Source organism: Pedobacter sp. AK017 (genome assembly GCF_014200825.1).
In the GTDB taxonomy this organism is placed as follows: Bacteria; Bacteroidota; Bacteroidia; order Sphingobacteriales; family Sphingobacteriaceae; genus Pedobacter; species Pedobacter heparinus.
This window is the reverse complement of record NZ_JACHCW010000010.1, coordinates 152322-170664: the sequence shown is the minus strand read 5'-3', so window position 1 is coordinate 170664 and position 18343 is coordinate 152322. Positions and strand designations below refer to the sequence as shown.

Below are 18343 nucleotides of genomic sequence, written 5' to 3'. Positions count from 1 at the left end.
AATTATATCCTTAATTTTTCTATTGCGTTTTTAACGTTCCCGTATTTCAAAAGACTGGCCTTTGCCTGTTCATAGTCTGTGATCCCCGTTTTCTCCATCAGCATTTTTACACCCCGGTCTACCAGTTTTTCATTGCTGATCTGCATGTTTACCATGCGGTTATCCAACACTTTTCCCAAACGGATCATTACACTGGTAGAGATCATGTTCAGAATAAGTTTCTGTGCAGTACCGCTTTTCATGCGGGTACTACCGGTTACAAACTCCGGCCCCACTACAGCCTCTATGGGAAAGTCGGCATATCCCGCAATTGGTGAACCGGCATTGCACACCACACAGGCGGTAAGGATACCTTTCTGCCGGGCTGTTTTTAAAGCCCCCAGTACATAAGGTGTAGTGCCGCTTGCAGCTATCCCGATAAGGGTATCCTTATCGTTGATGTTATATTTTTCAAGGTCCAGCCAGCCTTGTTCCGGGCTGTCTTCTGCATCTTCAATTCCGAAACGTAAAGCTTCATCGCCCCCGGCCATTACGCCGATCACCACATCATCAGATACGCCGTAGGTTGGCGGACATTCGCTGGCATCGAGCACCCCAAGCCGGCCACTGGTACCGGCACCGATATAAAATAACCTGCCCCCCTGCTCCATCCTTTCTGCCATCGCATCAACCAGGCCCGCAATTGTTGGGATCAACCTGCGTACCGTAACTGCCACAGTAGCATCTTCATCATTGATGTGGTTCAATAGCTGTGGGGTCGACATCTTTTCCAGATGACGGTAAACAGATGGCATTTCAGTTGTTTTGATAAAACTCATTTTTATATATCAACTATGTTAATTTTCTATTTCTGATTAAAGTTCAACCTTGTCCATTTTTGGTACCAGCAGGTGTATGACCAGCCATGCGACCAGGAAGGAACAACCGCAGACCAGGAAAATGATGTTATAACCAGCTACTATATTTCCGGCACCTTTATAAAAATCGAGGATAAAACCGATGAACATCGGAAACAATACCCCACCTATTGCACCTGCCATCCCCCCCAGGCCAACCACAGAGCTGACTGCTTTTTTAGGGAACATATCAGAAACAATGGTAAAGATATTGGCACTCCAGGCCTGGTTTGCAGCTACTGAAAGACTAATTAATGCTATTACAAACCACATATTGGTAGTATACCGGGTTGCTATGATCGGAATAACACATACCGCTGCCACCATTAATGCAACCTTGCGGGCCTTATACACCGGCCAGCCCTTTTTGATAAGCCAGGATGAAAGATATCCACCACCAATACTGCCAATCATGGTGCCGGTATAAACGATTACCAGCGGCAAACTTGGCTTTTTAAGGTCCAGATGAAAATGTGTAGCAAAATAAGATGGCAGCCAGAACAGGAAGAAATACCAGATCGGATCGGTAAAAAACTTACCGGCAATAAATGCCCAGGTTTGTTTAAGCCCCAATAATTTTTTCCAGGTTACGGTGCTGGTATCGTTATTTTCTGTAAGCGCATCCTCATCACTGTTGATGTAATCCAGTTCAGCAGCGCTCAGTTTCTTTTGTTTAACCGGTATTTCGTAAAAGGACATCCAGGCAGCCAGCCATATAAAACCTAAAGCCCCTGTAATGATAAAAGCCATTTGCCAGCCATAAACTGCCAGTATCCAGGGCACCAGTAGTGGCCCCACACAGGCTCCGATATTGGAACCCGAGTCAAAAATACCAACGGCAAGGGCTCTTTCTTTTTTAGGAAACCATTCGGCAACCGTTTTAACTCCTCCAGGATAATTACCGGATTCGCCCAAGCCTAATAAGCCCCGCATTACAACGAAACCAAAAGTTGACCGCACTGCTGCATGTAACATGGCAGCAATACTCCATACCGTTACAGATATGGTATAACCCAGCTTGGTGCCAATTTTATCAATTACCTTTCCATATAACAATTGCCCTATGGCATAAGTGGCTGTAAATGCCATCACAATATGGCTGTAATCTGTTTCCGTCCAGCTAAAAGTTTTCTCCAGCGTAGGCTTCAGTAAACCCAGAATTTGCCTGTCCAAATAGTTTATGGTTGTGGCTGCAAAAAGCATGAAGCAAATGAACCACCTGTAATTTCCAACTTTAGTTTCTTTTATCATGATTGGTTTAGCTGATATCTGGTTTTTAATAAGTTCATTATATACAGGTTGTTTTGCCATTGCTGATCAGGCGGCTGGCCAATGGGCATATATGGTAAAGGACCAAACTCCGGGGTGATGCAAAGGAATTCATCTTTACAGTTACGGATCACCTTATCCCAGCAGTTCAAATGAAAATCAAGTGCTTCTTTATATTCCGGCAATGAGGGATCAGCTACCTGCGGGCCTTGAGCAAAGCCTACCCTTGCATGAATATGTGCGGTATGCTTTATGGCCATATCAATTGCCTCGGGCTGATCCTGAAGCAAACTTTCAGCAACGGCACACCAATGGGATACATCTAAGGTAAGCCGCAATGTAGGGTTTTCCTGCAGGTAAGGCATGGTAACATGTGCAGCATAGGCAAAACGACTGCGGTGCGTTTCGTGAAGCACCTGTACGCCGGTTTCCCGGGTAACCTTTTCGGCAATACCGAGCAGACTGCAGTTTTGTTCATGGCTAAAAAAATCTTTACCTGTATGCGAATTGATGAACAGCGGTTTTAAAGCGGCCAGCTTACGCAGCCTTTCTTCATACTGCTGCCTATGCAGTTCCATGTCTGCTGTTGTCGTTTCCCAATGCTGGGCAATAAACTTTAATCCATATTTATCCAGGCCATCCATAAATACATCCCTTTCCCCCTCTGCTGGCAGATCAGTTTCCACACCCTGATAACCGTGTGCAACGATCTTTGTAAAAAAATCATCCCATCCCCTCATTTTTTGTCCCCATGTTGTACAAAAGTAAAGTATCCTCATAAGCGCTGGTTCACATTCCTACAATAAACTGGTATATACTGGTACATAAATATAAACAACATATATATCAGTTCCAAACCCAAATTGCAATTCACATTTTTAACATTAATTTTTAAAGTCATCATTTTTTAATTTCCGCTCGCCTGCATTGTTCCTCCCATGGTCAAAACCTCGTTCACGCTCATATCTAATCATTTCAGCAGGCCTGAAATTCAGGATAAAAGCCCTGCGGCTGGTATTGGTTGAATTGCCCCTGCTGTAATGCAGTGTCCGGCCCTGATGAAAAGTACAGGAACCAGGTTTAAGCTCAACGTATATTCCTTCATCTTCGCTGGCATCACAGGTAAGCGCGCCTCCTTCTTTCCCTGCAAAACGGTGTGGCCGTACCTCTTTTAAATTGGAGCCAGGTACAAACCACATGCAACCATTGTCGACAGTAGCTTCATCTAATGCCAGCCAGCAGCTTACAGCACGCTTATCAGGTACATTTAACCAATAAGCTTCGTCCTGGTGCCATGGTGTATTGGTATTGGTATGCGGGGCCTTATTGATCAGCATATCAAAATCCATTTCAGCGTCTTCACCGATCAGTTCCTTACTAATCGCCAGTGCCCGCTGATGAAAGGGCATATCAACCAGTTCCTTCACAAAATCGCTTGGCCACATGATCTGTGTAATGTTCTCTTTGGTTTTATTTTTACCCAGGCCGTCACCAAGGTCTGAACGGTTTGCCCCCACATCTATTTTTTTTGTAAGGAAATCGTTATAAATGGTTTTATAACGTTCCACTTCATCCTGTGTAATGATATCTTCAACGGTCAGGTATCCATTATCCTTAAAAAAAGCTATCTGTTCTGCAGATAAATACGTTTTTCCCATAATTATATATTTTAAAATGTAGTGAAGCCCGCACATGAATTTGTACAGGGGGTCCATACGTATATATTTGGTTTTACAATTCAGCGCCTCGTGTTTGATTTGCTGGATTATTTTAATCAAATTTAACCCTTGAGCCCAAGCATAACTTTCAATTTAGTAGGAACATACAATTTTATACATGTCGGACTTTGATACCCGCTCCACCACAGAAAGGAGCATCATAACTTTCAATAAGTTTAACCTTGACGGAAAAGTCAGACTGGGCCGGTATTCCTATAAACATGTACATGGCGAGCTGGAAACCCATTCACATGATGGCATGATGGAAATCTGCTACTGCGATAAAGGCATGCAGGTATATGAGGTAAACGGGAAAGAATATCAGATCAGGGGGGGCGATGTTTTCATTACCTTCCCCAACGAACCGCATGGAACCGCCAAACACCCGGAAGAAAAAGGCACTTTATACTGGCTAATTGTCCAGATCCCGGAAAAAGAAAAATTTCTCCACTATGATAATGAAGAATCGGCTGTTTTTATAAAAGAGCTGCTGGGCATAAAAGAACGCCATTTTAAAGGAAGCGATGCTATGAAAAAAATGCTGGACCAGCTGTTTGCCCTGCATGAAGAGCCTGTACAGCAACCTTTATATAAACTTCATACCTTAAACCTGATCAGCAACTTTCTTTTAACAGTAATTGAATATTCACAAAAAAATCCAGTAAGGGCACAATCAGACCGGATCTCGGAAATTAAAAACTATATCCACAACAACATTTATGAAAGCCTGCCCATAGAACTGCTGGCGAAAGCGCTGTTTATGTCTGATTCCCATTTTAAAAGCTGGTTTAAAAAAGAATTTGGCATGCCGCCGGTAGATTATATTTTGCGGACTAAGATTGAAGAAGCAAAAAAGCTGCTTTTGTTAAAAGACAGCGAATCGGTGACAGCAATTGCCTTTAAACTCAACTTTTCTTCTTCCCAGTATTTTGCTACAGTCTTTAAAAAATATACAGGTGTAAGTCCGGCCGAATTTAAACAGCGCAACCTAAAAACTTAAACGTTATAATTTAATATAATTATGGTCTATTTTTGCGGATACCAAACCATGAAATAAGAGGAAGATGGACGACAATGATGCGATCATAAAAATTGACAATACCTTATCATTGCCATTGTACAAACAGATTGTGGCATCTGTTCACGATGCCATAACCAGCGGGGTATTGAAAAACGGGGATATGTTACCCTCTGTAAATTCCACAGCGGCGGCGCATTCTTTGGCAAGAGGCTCCATATTTAAGGCCTATAATGAATTGAAAACAGCCGGGATTATCGACTCTACTCCCGGAAAAGGATATTTTGTGACCAGTACAAATGTGCAGGCAAAGAAAAATATTTTTTTGCTGCTCAGTACATTCAACCCTTACCGGGAAGTGTTGTACAATGCCTTTATCGGGCAAATCAAAAACCAGGCTACAGTAGATCTTTATTTTCACCACCACAACATCAGCGTTTTTGAAACACTGGTCCAAAACCATGCAGCCTACTACAATACTTTTGTGATCATGCCCGAGATCAACAAGAAAACGGAAGGCATTTTAAAACAACTTGACCCTAAAAAACTCTATATTCTTGATTCAGGACTGGATGAGTTTGGTAACATCTATCCCTCTGTATGCCAGAATTATGAAAAAGACATTTCGGATATCCTGAAATTACATTTTGAACAGCTCAAAAAATATAAACGGATGATCTTATTGTTTCCCGACAACATTAAAACTGAGGGTGTGGTAAATGGCTTTACTGCTGTATTTAAAAAAACAAATTTTCCGGCCATGGTAATCAGGGATACGGCTAATTATGAACCGCAGCAGTTTGACTGTTGCATTGTTATGGACGATATTGACCTGGTCAGACTGATGAGGACAGCCAGGAAGAACAAATGGAAACTGGGTAGCGATATCGGTATCCTTTCCTATAACGAAACTCCGCTCAAAAGCATCATTGCTGATGGGATTACGACCATCACCACAGATTTTGAACAGATGGGAAGATCGATGGCAGACATGATCATCAAAAACAAACCAAAGCGGATCGAAAATCCTTTTCTAATGATCGACAGAAAATCTTTTTAACAGTGCGGTTTATCGGGCTTCATACATTCCGATGAGCTTTGCCTGTAAGTTCATCATCTCTTTTTCAACATACTGTAGTTTTTCCTTTAACTTTTTATTTTCCTCTTTCAGCAGGTCGTCCCCATTATGGCCCGGCAAAAGTGTGCAGGGCTCTACCCCCAATACATCAGCTACCTGTATTAATCTGGTAATGTTGATGTCGGTAATTTCACATTCAATTTTACTATACGCAGGAACAGAAATATCTAACATACCTGCCATGTCTTTTTGTGCCCACTTTTTCTGGCGCCTGAGCATTTTTATCTTTTTACCAGTGCTATCATTCATTTCTTGGCGTATTATCTTTAGAGTTGGTCCGGTTTTCCCCGAAGATAATTATGTGAACTCAAGAAGCCGCTGTTCAATTTATTCATTTATACCCAATTTACCTCATCCATTTAATCCCATTTGATAGGGTATTGTTATCCTTTCAGCAGACGATCGTAAAAATTCCAGCCAGTATATTTTATTTTCAAAAAAATTTGCGCAACCAAATAATTGCATTTATTTTTGCAACCAAATAGTTGCATATAATGATTACAAGAAGAGATGTATTTCAGGCCATAGCCGATCCCATACGCAGGGATATCATCCTGAAAATTGCCGCAGAACCCTTAAACCTCAATGCCGTTGCCGAGAGCTTCGATATCAGCAGGCAGGCCATATCGAAGCATATACAAATCCTGACCGAATGCGGCCTGATAGAGATTACCCAAAAAGGAAGGGAGCGCTATTGCCAGGCAAAAATGGACAAACTGGATGAAGTGAGCGACTGGGTAGTAAAATCCAAAAAACTATGGGTAAACCGTTTCGAAAAACTGGACAATTACCTCAAAGAAATTCAAACCAAAGACAAAAATGATGGAACAATCTAAAAAAGAACTTTTCATTACGCATCTTTTTGATGCACCCAGGGAAGTTGTATTCAGGGCCTGGACAGATCCTGAACAGCTAAAGCATTGGTATGCCCCGGACGGCTGTACCATAGAGTTTAAAACCATTGATGTACGGGAAACAGGTGGTTTCCATTCCTGCATCCACGATCCGGTTCATGGCCCCTGTTGGATTAAAGGTATTTACAAGGAGGTCATATTTCCTGAAAGACTGGTTTTTTCGATGATCCTCAGCAATGAAAAAGCTGAAGATGTACGCGCTATAGCAGCAGGAAAACCGGAAGAATGGCCTGAAGAAATATTAACTACCGTAACTTTTACCAGTATTGGCCAGCAGACCAAGCTTGCCATACACCAGACGGTAGATGAAGCGGAAGCTAAAAAGACCGGTGCTTACCAAAGCTGGATCAAAATGTTCAATAAACTGAACGCACTTATTGATGTAAAAACTGATTAAAAAACAAAAACCGGGCATCCATTAGGAACACCCCGGTTTTTGCTAAGCGTTGGCCTCTGAATATTTCTTAAAATTATCAAGGATAGCTTGCCATCCCCCCTGCTGCATTATTTTTACAACCACTTACTCAAATACCCATTAAAAGCTTCCTTATACTGATCGCCAATACTGATGCTCAGCTCCCCAATGTTTACTGCATTTTTAGTTACCGATGTTATTTTTTCCAGTTGTACAATGTACGAGCGGTGCACACGCATAAATGTTTTCGGAGAAAGCTTTTGTTCCAGCGCCTTTAAACTGGTTAATGTTAAAACAGGTTTATCGGTATGCTCCAGGTATACTTTTACATAGTCTTTTAAGCCCTCAATATAAATAATGTCTTTTATGGCAACCCTTACCAGCTGATATTCAACTTTTAAAAATAAATATCCTTCCTGTTCTGCAGTACTTCCTGTCAGGGCAGCAGCCTGCTGCATTTCGGCATATGCCCTTGCCTTATCAGCTGCCTTTAAAAATTCTTCATAATCAAAGGGTTTCAACAGGTAATCCAATGCATCCACTTTATAGCCCTCAAGCGCATAATTGTTAAATGCAGTGGTAAATATTAACCTGGGCCTCCTGTTTCCAGATCTGCCATCAAGCGTTCTGGCCAGCTGCAGACCAGTCAGATCAGGCATCTGGATATCCAGAAAGATGAGGTCTATGTCCTGTTCATTTAATGTTTCCAGTGCTTTTATACCACTCGAAAAACTTCCCTTTAATTTCAGGAAAGGTGTTTGTTCTATAAAACTACAGATCAAACCGAGCGCCAGTGGCTCATCATCTACTGCTATGCAATTCAGTATCATCAAGAACAAGGTTTAAGTTAACAATAAATTCAGCTGGTCCAGCGGTTTCATAAGCCGAAAAATTATGTCTGCCCGGGTATAACAATTCAAGTCTTCTTTTGGTGTTGCTCAGCCCTATTCCGCCGTAGCCATCAGCAGTTTCTGCATAATTGTTAAATATGCGGTTTTTTATGGTCATGCTCAGCTCATTCCCCTTTAATTCAATAACAATATCTATCACCGATGGTTCTGTAGTACTAACCCCATATTTAAACGCATTTTCTATATAGGGCAAAAACAGCATTGGGGCAATCGGGGGATCATACTTTAATACGGGCTCTTCAAAAACCACAGTAGTCAGCCCGTTTAAGCGCAGTTTCATCAGTTCTATATAATCTACAATAAAAGAAATCTCCTTACTGATTGGGGTACTCCCCGTTTGGGTCTCATAAAGCAGGTAACGCATCATTCTTGAAAGTTTATGCAGTGCCTTACGCGACTTTTCAATATCAACATGGGTCAGGGCATAAATATTGTTCAGCGTATTGAAAAAGAAATGGGGATTGATCTGCGCCTTTAAAAAGGAAAGTTCGGAGGCTATCTTTTCCTTTTCCAATGCTTCCCGGCCCTGTTGATCTGCCTGCCATTTCCTGATCAGGGTTACACTGGTACTGATCCCGACCATAAACAAGGTCATCATCAGCAGGAAAACATCAATCCTGCCCGAGCGTTTCGGCGGCCTTTGAATACCAATTTCACTAAAAGCCCGATCCATCAGCCCGGGTAAATTCAAGGCATTGTCGACCATTTTTATCAGCGGCCCGGCCAGCACTGCGATGACAAGAATAACAAGCACATAAATAAGGATCTTGTTTTTCAGGAGCAACCGGGGCACAAACAACTGGCTGTTCATATAAAATACGATGATCAGCATGAGCAATACGCAGCTTTGTTTGACCCAGAACTCAAAGGGGACATGGATGTTCCAGGATAAAGGCTGATGAAAAAGGAGCACAAAAGCAAATAAAAGCCATGAAAACAGATGGAGTAAGACGGCTATATAGGAACGGTTTGTTACTGCAAACATTTACTTAAAATTAATGTTTTGTTAGATGTGTACAAGGTAACTAACCTTATGAGACAACTGCAAATCTTTCCGTCGATACTTAAGCGCTCCCGGTCGGTATATTTCCAATACTGGTCTATCTCATTTTTTTTAGCCGCCAAATTGCTGTTGATTTGATCAGTCAATCTAGATTTTATATACAGATATGTCAAGAATAGCCATGAAAATTCTGCTGCTTTTATGCTTTAGCGGATTTAGTCTGCCAGGCTTCAGCCAGGATACTGCATCAAAAGTTTTGCCGCCGGTCTGGGACCTTGCAGCATGTTTGCAATATGCTAAAGAGAACAACATTCAGATCAGGAGCCTGCAGCTGGACAAACAAAGTGCAGAACAGGACCAGCTGCTGGCCAAATCGGCCTTACTGCCGGACCTGTATGGCTCGGCTTCGCAGAACTTTAACCATTATAACCAGGCTACAGCTACCAATGGAAATGCGCTCAATTACTCCGGATCAGTAGGTTTAAATTCTTCATGGACACTCTATAGAGGTGGCTACCTTAAAACTGACATCAAACAAAAGGACTTATCTGTCCAGGCTGCCAATTTTAACATACTGCAGCAGGAAAACGACATTACTTTACAGATTACCCAGGCTTACCTGAACATTCTGGTAGATAAGGAAAGTATTATCTATAACCAGGACCTGGTAAAAACTTCCCAGGCCCAGCTTGACCAGGCCCAGCGCCAGTTTAAAGCAGGTTCGGTAGCACGTAAAGTAGTTGCACAGTTTGAGGCCCAGCTGGCGGGCGACAGGTATAACCTGAATGCAGCTGAAAATGCTGAGCGAAAAGATAAAATAACACTTAAACAATTGCTGCAACTTCCTGATTCAAAACGTTTCGACATTGTGAAACCCGATACCATACTTTCTATAGAAAATATAACAGATCTAAACACAGTTCAGCAATATGCCCTTCAAAACCGCCCGGAAGTAAAAAATGCCGAATTGGGTGTACAGCTCTCCGACCTGGGCCTCAGCAAGGCCAGAGCAGGTTATCTGCCTTCATTAACACTCGGTGCGGGTATCGGCAGCAGTTATGCCAGAGATCCGAATTACAATGTATTCAGGCAATTTGACAATAATTTTAACCAGCAGGTCGGCTTCACTTTATCGGTCCCGATCTTTACCAACCGGCAGAACAAGACCAATGTGGCCAAAGCGAAAATTGACATTGCCCAGGCAAAGCTGACTTTGGAAAACACAAAAACTACGCTGGCATTAAATACTGAAAGCGCCTATATCAATGCGCAGAATTCACAAAGCCAATACTTATCTGCTGCCGAACAGCTAAAATATAATCAGGAAGTATTCCGCATTGCCAATCAGGAATTAAAAATTGGTGCTGCAAATATTGTTGAGTTCTATCAGCAAAGAAACCTGTATGTACAGGCTATGCAATCTTATATACAGGCCAAATACAATGCGGCACTGGCTGCAAAAATCTATGAATTTTACCTCGGAACACCTATAAAATTGTAACCATGAAGTCTAGAAAAACCATTTTAATTATCGCATCAGTTATCGTTGTACTCGGACTGATATGGTATTTCTTTTTAAGGACAAAAGAACAACCGGTTGTACTTAGTCAGGAAAAGCCGACTATAGGGCCAATTTCTTCGAGTGTAACGGCTACCGGAACCGTGCAGCCCGTGGACACGGTTATTGTAGGTACCCAGGTTTCCGGAACCATTTCGGCACTGTATGCCGACTTCAATTCTACAGTTAAAAAAGGACAGTTGCTGGCCCAGCTTGACAAAACATTGATCCAGACGACGGTTGACCAGGCCAGGGCCAGTGTGGCACAGGCACAAAGTAACCAGGCTTACCAGCAGGCAAATTTTAACAGGCAAAAACAGCTGTTTGAAACGGGTTCGATCAGCCGGGCAGACTACGACCAGGCATTAAATAACCTTCAGGTAGCCACTGCAAGCGTAAACAATGCCAGGGCCCAGTTAAGATCTGCCGAAAGGAACCTTTCTTTTACACAAATCTACTCGCCTATAGATGGCGTGGTACTGGGCAGGAGTGTAAGTATTGGTCAAACTGTGGCAGCAAGTTTTAATACGCCAACCATTTTCTCCATTGCTAAAGACATCACTAAAATGCAGGTACAGGCAAAAGTAGATGAGGCCGATATAGGGAACGTAGCCAAAGGACAACGTGCTACCTTTACCGTTGATGCTTTTATTGATGATACCTTTAACGGGACAGTGAAAGACATCCGTTTACAACCTTCTATATCCTCAAACGTAGTGACCTATGCTACCTTAATTGATGCACCAAATGACAACAAGAAATTAAAACCAGGGATGACGGCAAACATCATCATTTATACAAAAGAAGTGAATGATGCCTTACTGATCTCGGCCCAGGCCCTAAAGTTCAGGCCGGATTCGGCTTCATTGAAAAATTATGAGATTGTTCCGCTCCCCCACAAAAAAAGAGGCGATAAAATGGGAAGCAACAAGCCCAGGAGAGATAAAACGGCAGGAAAAGCAAATGGAGAAACAGTCATGACCGAACCTTCATATGTATGGGTATTGGATGGACAGAAGCTTATCCAGAAAAGGATAAAAACAGGTTTAAACGACAATACCCATGTAGAGGTACTGGAGGGGCTTACACAAAATGATATTGTAATTAACGGAATGGAGGGGGGTGTAACCGCAGCGCCGGCAGCAGCAGCCACCAGTCCTTTTATGCCGCAAAGAAGAGGAGGAAGCAGACGATGAGTGGCAAGATCCTGGAAATACACGATGTAAAACGCGAGTTTATTATGGGAACTGAAACCGTCAGGGCTTTAAAAGGAGTTTCTTTTGATGTGGATTCGGGTGAGTTTTTAACCATCATGGGCAGCAGCGGATCGGGCAAAACCACTTTATTAAATATGCTGGGTTGCCTGGACAAGCCAACAGAAGGCACTTACCTGCTGGATGGGGTAAATGTGAAGGAACTGAGCAGGGATGAACTGGCCAAATTAAGGAACCATAAGATTGGGTTTGTGTTTCAGGCCTATAACTTACTGCCCCGCACCTCGGCCCTTGAAAATGTGGAACTTCCGCTGTTGTATAATCCTGAAATTGGGAATAAAGAGCGCAAAGAAAGGGCAATTGCTGCATTACAGGCTGTGAAACTGGATGGAAGGTTTGACCATATGCCCAACCAGCTGTCGGGCGGACAGCAACAGCGTGTGGCCATTGCCAGGGCCCTGGTCAATGAACCAGTGATGATTCTTGCAGATGAGGCCACAGGTAACCTGGATACCCGTACATCCTACGAGATCATGTCACTGATGCAGGAACTGAACCAGAATGGCAAGACCATTGTATTTGTTACCCATGAGCCAGATATTGCTGCTTTCAGCAGCAGGACCGTAATGCTAAAGGACGGCAGGGTACAAAAAGATTCCATCAATAACAACACCAGACTGGCAAAGGATGCACTTGCAGCTCTCCCTCAAACAGACGACTATTAAATTAAAGCCATGAAGTTCATCAACCTTATCAGATTAGCCATTAAAGCACTGCAACGCAATAAACTACGTGCATTACTCACCATGCTGGGAATTATTATAGGGGTAGCTTCGGTAATTACCATGATGTCTATCGGAGAGGGTTCCAAACAGAGCATCAATGCTTCCCTGGCAAGTATGGGCTCTAATATGATTACCATTATGCCTTACAGCAATGTACCAGGTGGCGCACGTATGATGGGCAACAGTTTTAAAACACTGACCCTTAAAGATGTAGAAGCATTGAAAAAGAATGCTGTTAATATTGCAGAAATTTCTCCGCTGGTCTCTTCAAGCGGACAATCGATAAGTGGCCCCAACAACTGGCCAACAAGCATCCAGGGTGTAAGCCCCGCATACCTTGACATCAGAAAACTTGTAGTGAAAGAGGGTATTATATTTTCCGACCAGGACATCAGGTCTTCGGCTAAAGTATGCCTGCTTGGCAAAACAGTGATCGACAATCTGTTTCCCAATGGGGACGACCCGATCGGAAAGATCATCAGATTTGGCAAAATCCCTTTCCAGGTCATCGGCACCCTGGTACCAAAGGGCACCAGTAATTTCGGTCAGGATCAGGACGACATCATCATAGCCCCTTATACCACTGTACAGAAGAGGATTACTTCCTCTATTTACTTCAATCAGATTTACGCATCAGCCACCAGCGAAGCTGCTTCTGATGCCGCTGTAGCAGAAATAACCAGCATTTTAAAAGACACACATAGAATCAGGCCCGGTGAAGAAAATGATTTTCAGGTAAGGACACAGGCTGAACTGATGACCATGATGAACTCGACCAGCAGCATGATGACTGCCCTGTTAACCGCAGTTGCCAGTATTTCGCTGGTAATTGGCGGAATCGGTATCATGAACATCATGTATGTTTCTGTAACCGAAAGGACACGCGAAATTGGGTTGAGGATGTCGATCGGCGCCAGGGGCATTGATATTTTACTGCAATTTTTAATTGAAGCCATAGTAATCAGTGTTACAGGTGGCCTGATCGGGGTGCTGCTTGGCATTTCTGCTGCCATAGCTGTTCCCGCCTGGTTGAACTGGCCAACTGTAATTTCTGAATTTTCTATTGTGATCTCCTTCCTGGTCTGTGCTTTAACAGGTATATTTTTTGGTTATTACCCCGCACTTAAAGCATCCAAACTGGATCCGATTGAAGCGCTGAGGTATGAATAGATGGTTTAGTTCCCCAGGCCAATTACCTTATAGCTCACTTTCCCATCGGTAACAATTTTCTCGTAGTATACCCCATCTTCAGAAACGTAGTACTGCTCCCCTTTAATAAATACCTCGCGGTACCCATCAGGTAGCTGGTCTACTATGTCCCCAACCTGCGGACCGCTATTGCTATCGGCTGCAATGTTATCGGTATTCAGCACCCCATCTTTTCCGGCAACCACATACACGGTTTTACCATTGGCATCCTGTACAGCATTGTAGTAAACGCCTTTATACTCATAAAAGGTTTGTCCGTTGATCACTACTTCTTTAGCATCTGAAGGAATGCTTGGCACCTGGGCACCTACCGGTGGCACTACTACTTTATAATTGTTGTCGTATTGCCTGTAAAACAAGCCCCCGGAATAATAAAACTGGTCTGCGCCAAAATAAAACGGATAATAACCATAAGGCAGAACATTGATGCTCAAACCCAGATATGGCCTGTAAAAGTTATAGTATCCATAATATGGCCTGCGGTAAGGCCTGAAGCCGGGTCGATATCCCGGACGCACAACCACAGGCGGCCGGCCAATATGTCCGTGTGAAGGAGTTGATGGTCTGGACGGCGTGCCCACACTTGGCCTGGACGGCCTGGAACCAGTACTACCTCCTGCTGAAGGTCGGCCACCACCACTTTGACCTCTTGAAGGCCTTTGGGCCAGCGCCTCATTCACCGTAAATGCGCTGATCAATACCATGCATCCGGCAATTATTGACAATTTAAAATTTGAAGTTTTCATTAGTACCAGGATTATTTTTCTACCATAACACTAAGACAACTGGCCAATGAAAAGGATTATTCAATTTCTTAAAACACATTAAAGCTTACAAATTGATGATAATTTATTGTTATTTTACCCGCCCTAAAAGGTTTTGATATGGAACAGTATGCCTTAATCACAGGTGCAAGTAAAGGTATTGGTAAATCCATGGCTATTGAGCTGGCCAGGTCCGGATATCAGCTCCTGTTGATCGCACGTTCCGAAACCAAACTGCGTATGCTCTCCGAATTGTTAAAAGAACAATTTCAGGTTAAAGTAAGTTATCTGGCTACCGACCTTTCTTTAACAGATTCAACCCAACTGGTGGCAGCCTGGTGCGCGCAGCAAACTGACCGGTTGTCGATACTGATCAACAATGCAGGCTTTGGTTTATGGGGCGATTTCGGGAACCTGGAACTCCATGAACAAATGGCTATGCTGAAATTAAATATCGATGCTGTCATTAGCCTGACTTATCATTTACTTCCCGTATTAAAACAACAGCAGCAAAGTTATATTTTAAATATTTCAAGTACTGCAGCCTATCAGGCGGTACCTACCCTGGCTTTATATGCCGCCAGCAAATCATTTGTCCTTTCGTATAGCCGGGCATTAAGGTATGAGCTTAAAAAAACAACAGTTTCGGTAAGTTGTCTTTGTCCGGGCCCTACCGACACCGGTTTTGCTAACCGCGCGGGCCTTGATGTCCTTGCAGATCTTGCCGAGAAATTTAACATGCAACCAGCAGTTGTAGCAAAGGCAGGATTAAAGGGAATGTTCAATAAGAAAGCTGAAATTATTCCCGGCTTCCTGAACAAACTATCAGCTTATGGTGCCCAATATTTACCTAAAGCCCTTATTGAACGGATTACAGCTGGTTTATACAAACGATAGAATTTATTTTCAAATAAATTTGTTTATAAAATTATTTTACTACTTTTGTAAAGTCTACTAAACAAGTAGACTTTATTTAAATGACTATAAGCAACCCAATCCATACCGCATTTACCATGCGAATGTGTCTTCCAAAAGGCATAGGTTGTTGCTGTTGTTGTTAATCAGGATCTCATCTACTGATCAATTACCTTTAACATCTGCCTACCTCCGCAGATGAACTCATTTAAACATTTTTAATTTTAAAATTTCCAGATCATGGGCAATTCCTATATCAAATTTGCTTTGGGCAATACGATTACTACTGAACAAAAATATTTTTTCAATAAAAACGGTTTTATTCATTTCAAAAACTTTATCGAACCGGAAACTGTAAAAGACATCATCAACGCCTCTTTAAAAGTACAAAAACAATGGCTTGAAGAACAGCGTGAGAAAGTAAATGGCATACCTATAAAATACGGTAAAGACCTGGACGGCTCGCCAATTGTACAGCGCTTTGCTTTTGTTAACCAGCACCACCGGTTGTTTGCAGAACTGGCAAAAGACCCCCGTTTTGAGGTATTGCTGGACCTTATTGGTCCCGGCGCCAGGTTAGGTACCGAAGAAAAGGACGGAATGGTATTGAACCACTATGTAAACGGGCATGAAAGTAAATTTACACAGATGGGTTGGCATACAGATGGCCTGCGTGATATTTTTCATGGCCAGAAATTAAACCCGATGCTCAATGTTGGCATACACCTGAGCAAACTAACACCAGAGCAGGGAGGTTTAAGGGTATTGCCTGGCACACATACACAGAGTTTATACCAGATGCTTTTCCGCAAAAAGTATTTTTTAGACAATAAGGCCGATGCAAATGAAATGGCAATTACACCCCAGGCGGGCGACCTGACCATACATGATGGCCGGCTCTGGCACCGTGTAGCACAATCGTCGGTTATTGGGGAAGAGAGCCGCAGAAGGGTGATCTATTTGCCGATTATTGCAGGTAAATATGAACCCAAGCACGAAAACAGCCCTACTGCCTTTTATCAGCGTTTTGCCGGATTAGTTAAATAAAGCTATGCTGATCGCACTAATTATAAGTTACCTGATCCGCTCGGGTAAGCTGGTTTTCCTGCAAAGAACTACACAACAGCTAAAGTTATTCGTAAAATTAAACACCAAAAGATTTTAAATAGCTGTTTAACAATAAGTTGAAATATAAACGACAAAAATAGTATACTTTATTTTTAAATACTACTAATTTAGTAGATTATATTTATATCTTAGCTAAAACTTTAGATCTTTTGGTATATATCTAAGTTTTGTTCATTAAGCCGGGCCGGATGGCCTGGCTTTAATTAACCATCTGTTGTTCAACACAGTGCATTACCGATAATTGTAAATGATGATCCAGCTTAACTATTTGGCTTTTGCCATTCCTGCTTTTTTTATTTTTCTTTTTTTAGAATATCAGCTTGCCATCAGGCTGAACAAGCTAAGTGTATTTAAGTATGAAGGTTCCATTTCCAATTTAAGTATTGGTATTGCCGAAAGGTTGCTCAATTTATTTATTTCTGCCAGTTTTTACAGCCTGTTTTACTGGGTATATAAAAACTATGCTTTATTTAACATTCCAAATACCTGGTGGGTATGGATATTGCTCATCCTTACCACCGATCTGGTCTGGTACTGGTATCACCGGCTGGGACATACCGTAAATTTTTTATGGGCCGCCCATATTGTGCACCATCAAAGTGAAGAGTTTAACCTTACCGTATCGGCAAGGATTACTGTTTTTCAAGCCCTGATCAGAAATATTTTCTGGTGCTTCATTCCACTACTGGGTTTTCAGCCGGCAATGGTCATCAGCATCCTGATAGTCCATGGTGCCTATTCTTTTTTCACCCATACCCAATTGATCGGAAAACTACCTTGGTTGGAGCAAATATTGATTACCCCCTCGTTGCATGGTGTCCATCATGCCAGCGATGAAAAATATTTAGACAAGAACTATGGCGATATTTTTGTATTCTGGGATAAATTGTTCGGAACTTTCCAGCAGGAAGAAGAGGCCCCCAGGTATGGGCTTACACACCCTATAAAAAGCTATAGTTTTTTATGGCAGCATTTTCATTATTACCTGGAAATGGCCGAGGCCTGCAGGCGCGCTGTGGGTTTTAAAGCTAAAATGCGTATCCTGTTCGGCAGTCCGGCTGCAATGGACCAGGATATCCGTCCGGCGCTCGAAAAAAAGTACCTTCAGCATAAACCTGTTTCGGCATACCGCTTTAAATTCAAAACCTATTTAGATCTTCAGCTTACACTTTGTATCGCATTGCTCACTTTCATTACAGCAGCTTATGGCAATCTGGGTTCAGACGACAAATCATTTATCGTTTGTTTCATTTTACTTACCTTAATCAATTGCGGTGCATTAATGGAACAAAAAAAATGGATCTATTACCTGGAATGTATCAGGTTAATTGTGCTTTTGGCCTTTATTTTCTGGAAGATGGATATTTTCGGACTGATTGTATTGCCGGCTGTTGCATTGATCGCCTTAGAAAGCACATTCAGGTTAAGCCATTTGTACCGCAGTTATGTGCTCAGGTATGAAAAGATATAAATTCATGCTACCTTTGC

19 protein-coding genes are annotated in these 18343 nt (G+C 42.4%); 11 read left to right on the top strand and 8 right to left on the bottom strand.

Translation table 11 applies throughout. The annotated features are described in order from the left end of the window. Positions 1-2: 2 nt before the first annotated feature. The 4 genes from murQ to HDC92_RS15830 all read right to left on the bottom strand — a co-directional run bounded on the left by murQ (position 3) and on the right by HDC92_RS15830 (position 3823). Positions 3-818, bottom strand: coding sequence for an N-acetylmuramic acid 6-phosphate etherase (murQ, locus tag HDC92_RS15845; protein ID WP_036674183.1), 816 nt, complete (start codon positions 816-818; stop codon positions 3-5). Between the two features lie 36 nt (positions 819-854). Beyond that, the gene (locus HDC92_RS15840) at positions 855-2147 is read right to left on the bottom strand and encodes an MFS transporter (protein ID WP_015808921.1); all 1293 of its coding nucleotides are present in this window, start codon (positions 2145-2147) and stop codon (positions 855-857) included. Next, on the bottom strand, positions 2144-2944 hold the full coding sequence (locus tag HDC92_RS15835; protein WP_255484552.1) for a sugar phosphate isomerase/epimerase family protein: 801 nt from the start codon (positions 2942-2944) through the stop codon (positions 2144-2146). The genes HDC92_RS15840 and HDC92_RS15835 overlap by 4 nt, the downstream gene beginning before the upstream one ends. A gap of 105 nt (positions 2945-3049) precedes the next feature. Further along, the gene (locus tag HDC92_RS15830) at positions 3050-3823 is read right to left on the bottom strand and encodes a phytanoyl-CoA dioxygenase family protein (protein WP_183875893.1); all 774 of its coding nucleotides are present in this window, start codon (positions 3821-3823) and stop codon (positions 3050-3052) included. 178 nt (positions 3824-4001) lie between these two features. On the opposite strand from HDC92_RS15830, the gene HDC92_RS15825 reads away from it, so the two are divergent. Together HDC92_RS15825 and HDC92_RS15820 are read left to right on the top strand one after the other, a co-directional pair. Further along, on the top strand, positions 4002-4883 hold the full coding sequence (locus tag HDC92_RS15825; protein WP_015808924.1) for an AraC family transcriptional regulator: 882 nt from the start codon (positions 4002-4004) through the stop codon (positions 4881-4883). Positions 4884-4947: 64 nt separating this feature from the next. Next, complete coding sequence (locus HDC92_RS15820) at positions 4948-5961, top strand: GntR family transcriptional regulator (protein WP_183875891.1); 1014 nt, start codon at positions 4948-4950, stop codon at positions 5959-5961. Between the two features lie 9 nt (positions 5962-5970). Here HDC92_RS15820 and HDC92_RS15815 read toward each other — a convergent pair whose 3' ends face one another. Then, complete coding sequence (locus HDC92_RS15815; RefSeq protein ID WP_015808926.1) at positions 5971-6288, bottom strand: helix-turn-helix domain-containing protein; 318 nt, start codon at positions 6286-6288, stop codon at positions 5971-5973. Positions 6289-6533: 245 nt separating this feature from the next. On the opposite strand from HDC92_RS15815, the gene HDC92_RS15810 reads away from it, so the two are divergent. Both HDC92_RS15810 and HDC92_RS15805 read left to right on the top strand, forming a co-directional pair. Then, positions 6534-6875: an ArsR/SmtB family transcription factor gene (locus HDC92_RS15810; RefSeq protein ID WP_183875889.1), complete on the top strand. Its 342-nt coding sequence runs from the start codon at positions 6534-6536 to the stop codon at positions 6873-6875. Further along, positions 6859-7350: an SRPBCC domain-containing protein gene (locus HDC92_RS15805; protein WP_255484551.1), complete on the top strand. Its 492-nt coding sequence runs from the start codon at positions 6859-6861 to the stop codon at positions 7348-7350. Before HDC92_RS15810 ends, HDC92_RS15805 begins: the two co-directional genes overlap by 17 nt. 113 nt (positions 7351-7463) lie before the next feature. On the opposite strand, the gene HDC92_RS15800 is transcribed toward HDC92_RS15805, so the two are convergent. Together HDC92_RS15800 and HDC92_RS15795 are read right to left on the bottom strand one after the other, a co-directional pair. Beyond that, positions 7464-8198 carry a LytR/AlgR family response regulator transcription factor gene (locus HDC92_RS15800; protein ID WP_183875887.1) on the bottom strand — a complete coding sequence of 245 codons (735 nt, stop codon included), beginning with the start codon at positions 8196-8198 and terminating at the stop codon, positions 7464-7466. Beyond that, positions 8170-9264 carry a sensor histidine kinase gene (locus HDC92_RS15795; protein ID WP_183875885.1) on the bottom strand — a complete coding sequence of 365 codons (1095 nt, stop codon included), beginning with the start codon at positions 9262-9264 and terminating at the stop codon, positions 8170-8172. Before HDC92_RS15795 ends, HDC92_RS15800 begins: the two co-directional genes overlap by 29 nt. Positions 9265-9448: 184 nt before the next feature. Between HDC92_RS15795 and HDC92_RS15790 the strand changes: the two genes are divergently transcribed. Genes HDC92_RS15790 through HDC92_RS15775 form a run of 4 tightly spaced genes read left to right on the top strand, consistent with a single transcriptional unit; the run spans position 9449 to position 14009 of the window. Continuing rightward, complete coding sequence (locus HDC92_RS15790; RefSeq protein ID WP_183875883.1) at positions 9449-10783, top strand: TolC family protein; 1335 nt, start codon at positions 9449-9451, stop codon at positions 10781-10783. A 2-nt stretch (positions 10784-10785) separates the two neighbouring features. Further along, positions 10786-12036 carry an efflux RND transporter periplasmic adaptor subunit gene (locus HDC92_RS15785; RefSeq protein ID WP_183875881.1) on the top strand — a complete coding sequence of 417 codons (1251 nt, stop codon included), beginning with the start codon at positions 10786-10788 and terminating at the stop codon, positions 12034-12036. After that, positions 12033-12779, top strand: a complete 747-nt coding sequence (locus tag HDC92_RS15780; protein WP_015808933.1) for an ABC transporter ATP-binding protein — start codon at positions 12033-12035, stop codon at positions 12777-12779. The genes HDC92_RS15785 and HDC92_RS15780 overlap by 4 nt, the downstream gene beginning before the upstream one ends. A 9-nt stretch (positions 12780-12788) precedes the next feature. Continuing rightward, positions 12789-14009, top strand: a complete 1221-nt coding sequence (locus HDC92_RS15775; RefSeq protein WP_183875879.1) for an ABC transporter permease — start codon at positions 12789-12791, stop codon at positions 14007-14009. Between the two features lie 5 nt (positions 14010-14014). Here HDC92_RS15775 and HDC92_RS15770 read toward each other — a convergent pair whose 3' ends face one another. Continuing rightward, a complete protein-coding gene (locus tag HDC92_RS15770) occupies positions 14015-14794 on the bottom strand; it encodes a DUF6515 family protein (protein ID WP_255484550.1) in 780 nt (259 codons plus the stop codon). 138 nt (positions 14795-14932) lie between these two features. Here HDC92_RS15770 and HDC92_RS15765 point away from each other — a divergent pair, with 138 nt between their 5' ends. The 3 genes from HDC92_RS15765 (at position 14933) to HDC92_RS15755 (ending at position 18326) form a co-directional block, all read left to right on the top strand. Continuing rightward, on the top strand, positions 14933-15709 hold the full coding sequence (locus HDC92_RS15765) for an SDR family NAD(P)-dependent oxidoreductase (protein WP_183875877.1): 777 nt from the start codon (positions 14933-14935) through the stop codon (positions 15707-15709). Positions 15710-15967: 258 nt separating this feature from the next. Then, on the top strand, positions 15968-16774 hold the full coding sequence (locus tag HDC92_RS15760) for a phytanoyl-CoA dioxygenase family protein (protein ID WP_183875875.1): 807 nt from the start codon (positions 15968-15970) through the stop codon (positions 16772-16774). 328 nt (positions 16775-17102) lie between these two features. Next, the gene (locus HDC92_RS15755) at positions 17103-18326 is read left to right on the top strand and encodes a sterol desaturase family protein (RefSeq protein WP_221270972.1); all 1224 of its coding nucleotides are present in this window, start codon (positions 17103-17105) and stop codon (positions 18324-18326) included. The last annotated feature ends 17 nt before the right edge of the window (positions 18327-18343 follow it).

Excerpts from the sequence above, each read along its gene's own strand:
- HDC92_RS15805 (WP_255484551.1), top strand. The coding sequence starts at position 6,859 with ATGATGGAACAATCTAAAAAAGAACTTTTCATTACGCATCTTTTTGAT.
- HDC92_RS15830 (WP_183875893.1), bottom strand. The coding sequence starts at position 3,823 with ATGGGAAAAACGTATTTATCTGCAGAACAGATAGCTTTTTTTAAGGAT.
- HDC92_RS15825 (WP_015808924.1), top strand. The coding sequence starts at position 4,002 with ATGTCGGACTTTGATACCCGCTCCACCACAGAAAGGAGCATCATAACT.
- HDC92_RS15765 (WP_183875877.1), top strand. The coding sequence starts at position 14,933 with ATGGAACAGTATGCCTTAATCACAGGTGCAAGTAAAGGTATTGGTAAA.
- HDC92_RS15755 (WP_221270972.1), top strand. The coding sequence starts at position 17,103 with ATGATGATCCAGCTTAACTATTTGGCTTTTGCCATTCCTGCTTTTTTT.
- HDC92_RS15840 (WP_015808921.1), bottom strand. The coding sequence starts at position 2,147 with ATGATAAAAGAAACTAAAGTTGGAAATTACAGGTGGTTCATTTGCTTC.
- HDC92_RS15810 (WP_183875889.1), top strand. The coding sequence starts at position 6,534 with ATGATTACAAGAAGAGATGTATTTCAGGCCATAGCCGATCCCATACGC.
- HDC92_RS15820 (WP_183875891.1), top strand. The coding sequence starts at position 4,948 with ATGGACGACAATGATGCGATCATAAAAATTGACAATACCTTATCATTG.
- HDC92_RS15780 (WP_015808933.1), top strand. The coding sequence starts at position 12,033 with ATGAGTGGCAAGATCCTGGAAATACACGATGTAAAACGCGAGTTTATT.
- HDC92_RS15795 (WP_183875885.1), bottom strand. The coding sequence starts at position 9,264 with ATGTTTGCAGTAACAAACCGTTCCTATATAGCCGTCTTACTCCATCTG.
- HDC92_RS15800 (WP_183875887.1), bottom strand. The coding sequence starts at position 8,198 with ATGATACTGAATTGCATAGCAGTAGATGATGAGCCACTGGCGCTCGGT.
- HDC92_RS15770 (WP_255484550.1), bottom strand. The coding sequence starts at position 14,794 with ATGAAAACTTCAAATTTTAAATTGTCAATAATTGCCGGATGCATGGTA.
- HDC92_RS15760 (WP_183875875.1), top strand. The coding sequence starts at position 15,968 with ATGGGCAATTCCTATATCAAATTTGCTTTGGGCAATACGATTACTACT.
- HDC92_RS15835 (WP_255484552.1), bottom strand. The coding sequence starts at position 2,944 with ATGAGGATACTTTACTTTTGTACAACATGGGGACAAAAAATGAGGGGA.
- HDC92_RS15815 (WP_015808926.1), bottom strand. The coding sequence starts at position 6,288 with ATGAATGATAGCACTGGTAAAAAGATAAAAATGCTCAGGCGCCAGAAA.
- HDC92_RS15790 (WP_183875883.1), top strand. The coding sequence starts at position 9,449 with ATGTCAAGAATAGCCATGAAAATTCTGCTGCTTTTATGCTTTAGCGGA.
- HDC92_RS15785 (WP_183875881.1), top strand. The coding sequence starts at position 10,786 with ATGAAGTCTAGAAAAACCATTTTAATTATCGCATCAGTTATCGTTGTA.
- HDC92_RS15775 (WP_183875879.1), top strand. The coding sequence starts at position 12,789 with ATGAAGTTCATCAACCTTATCAGATTAGCCATTAAAGCACTGCAACGC.
- murQ (WP_036674183.1), bottom strand. The coding sequence starts at position 818 with ATGAGTTTTATCAAAACAACTGAAATGCCATCTGTTTACCGTCATCTG.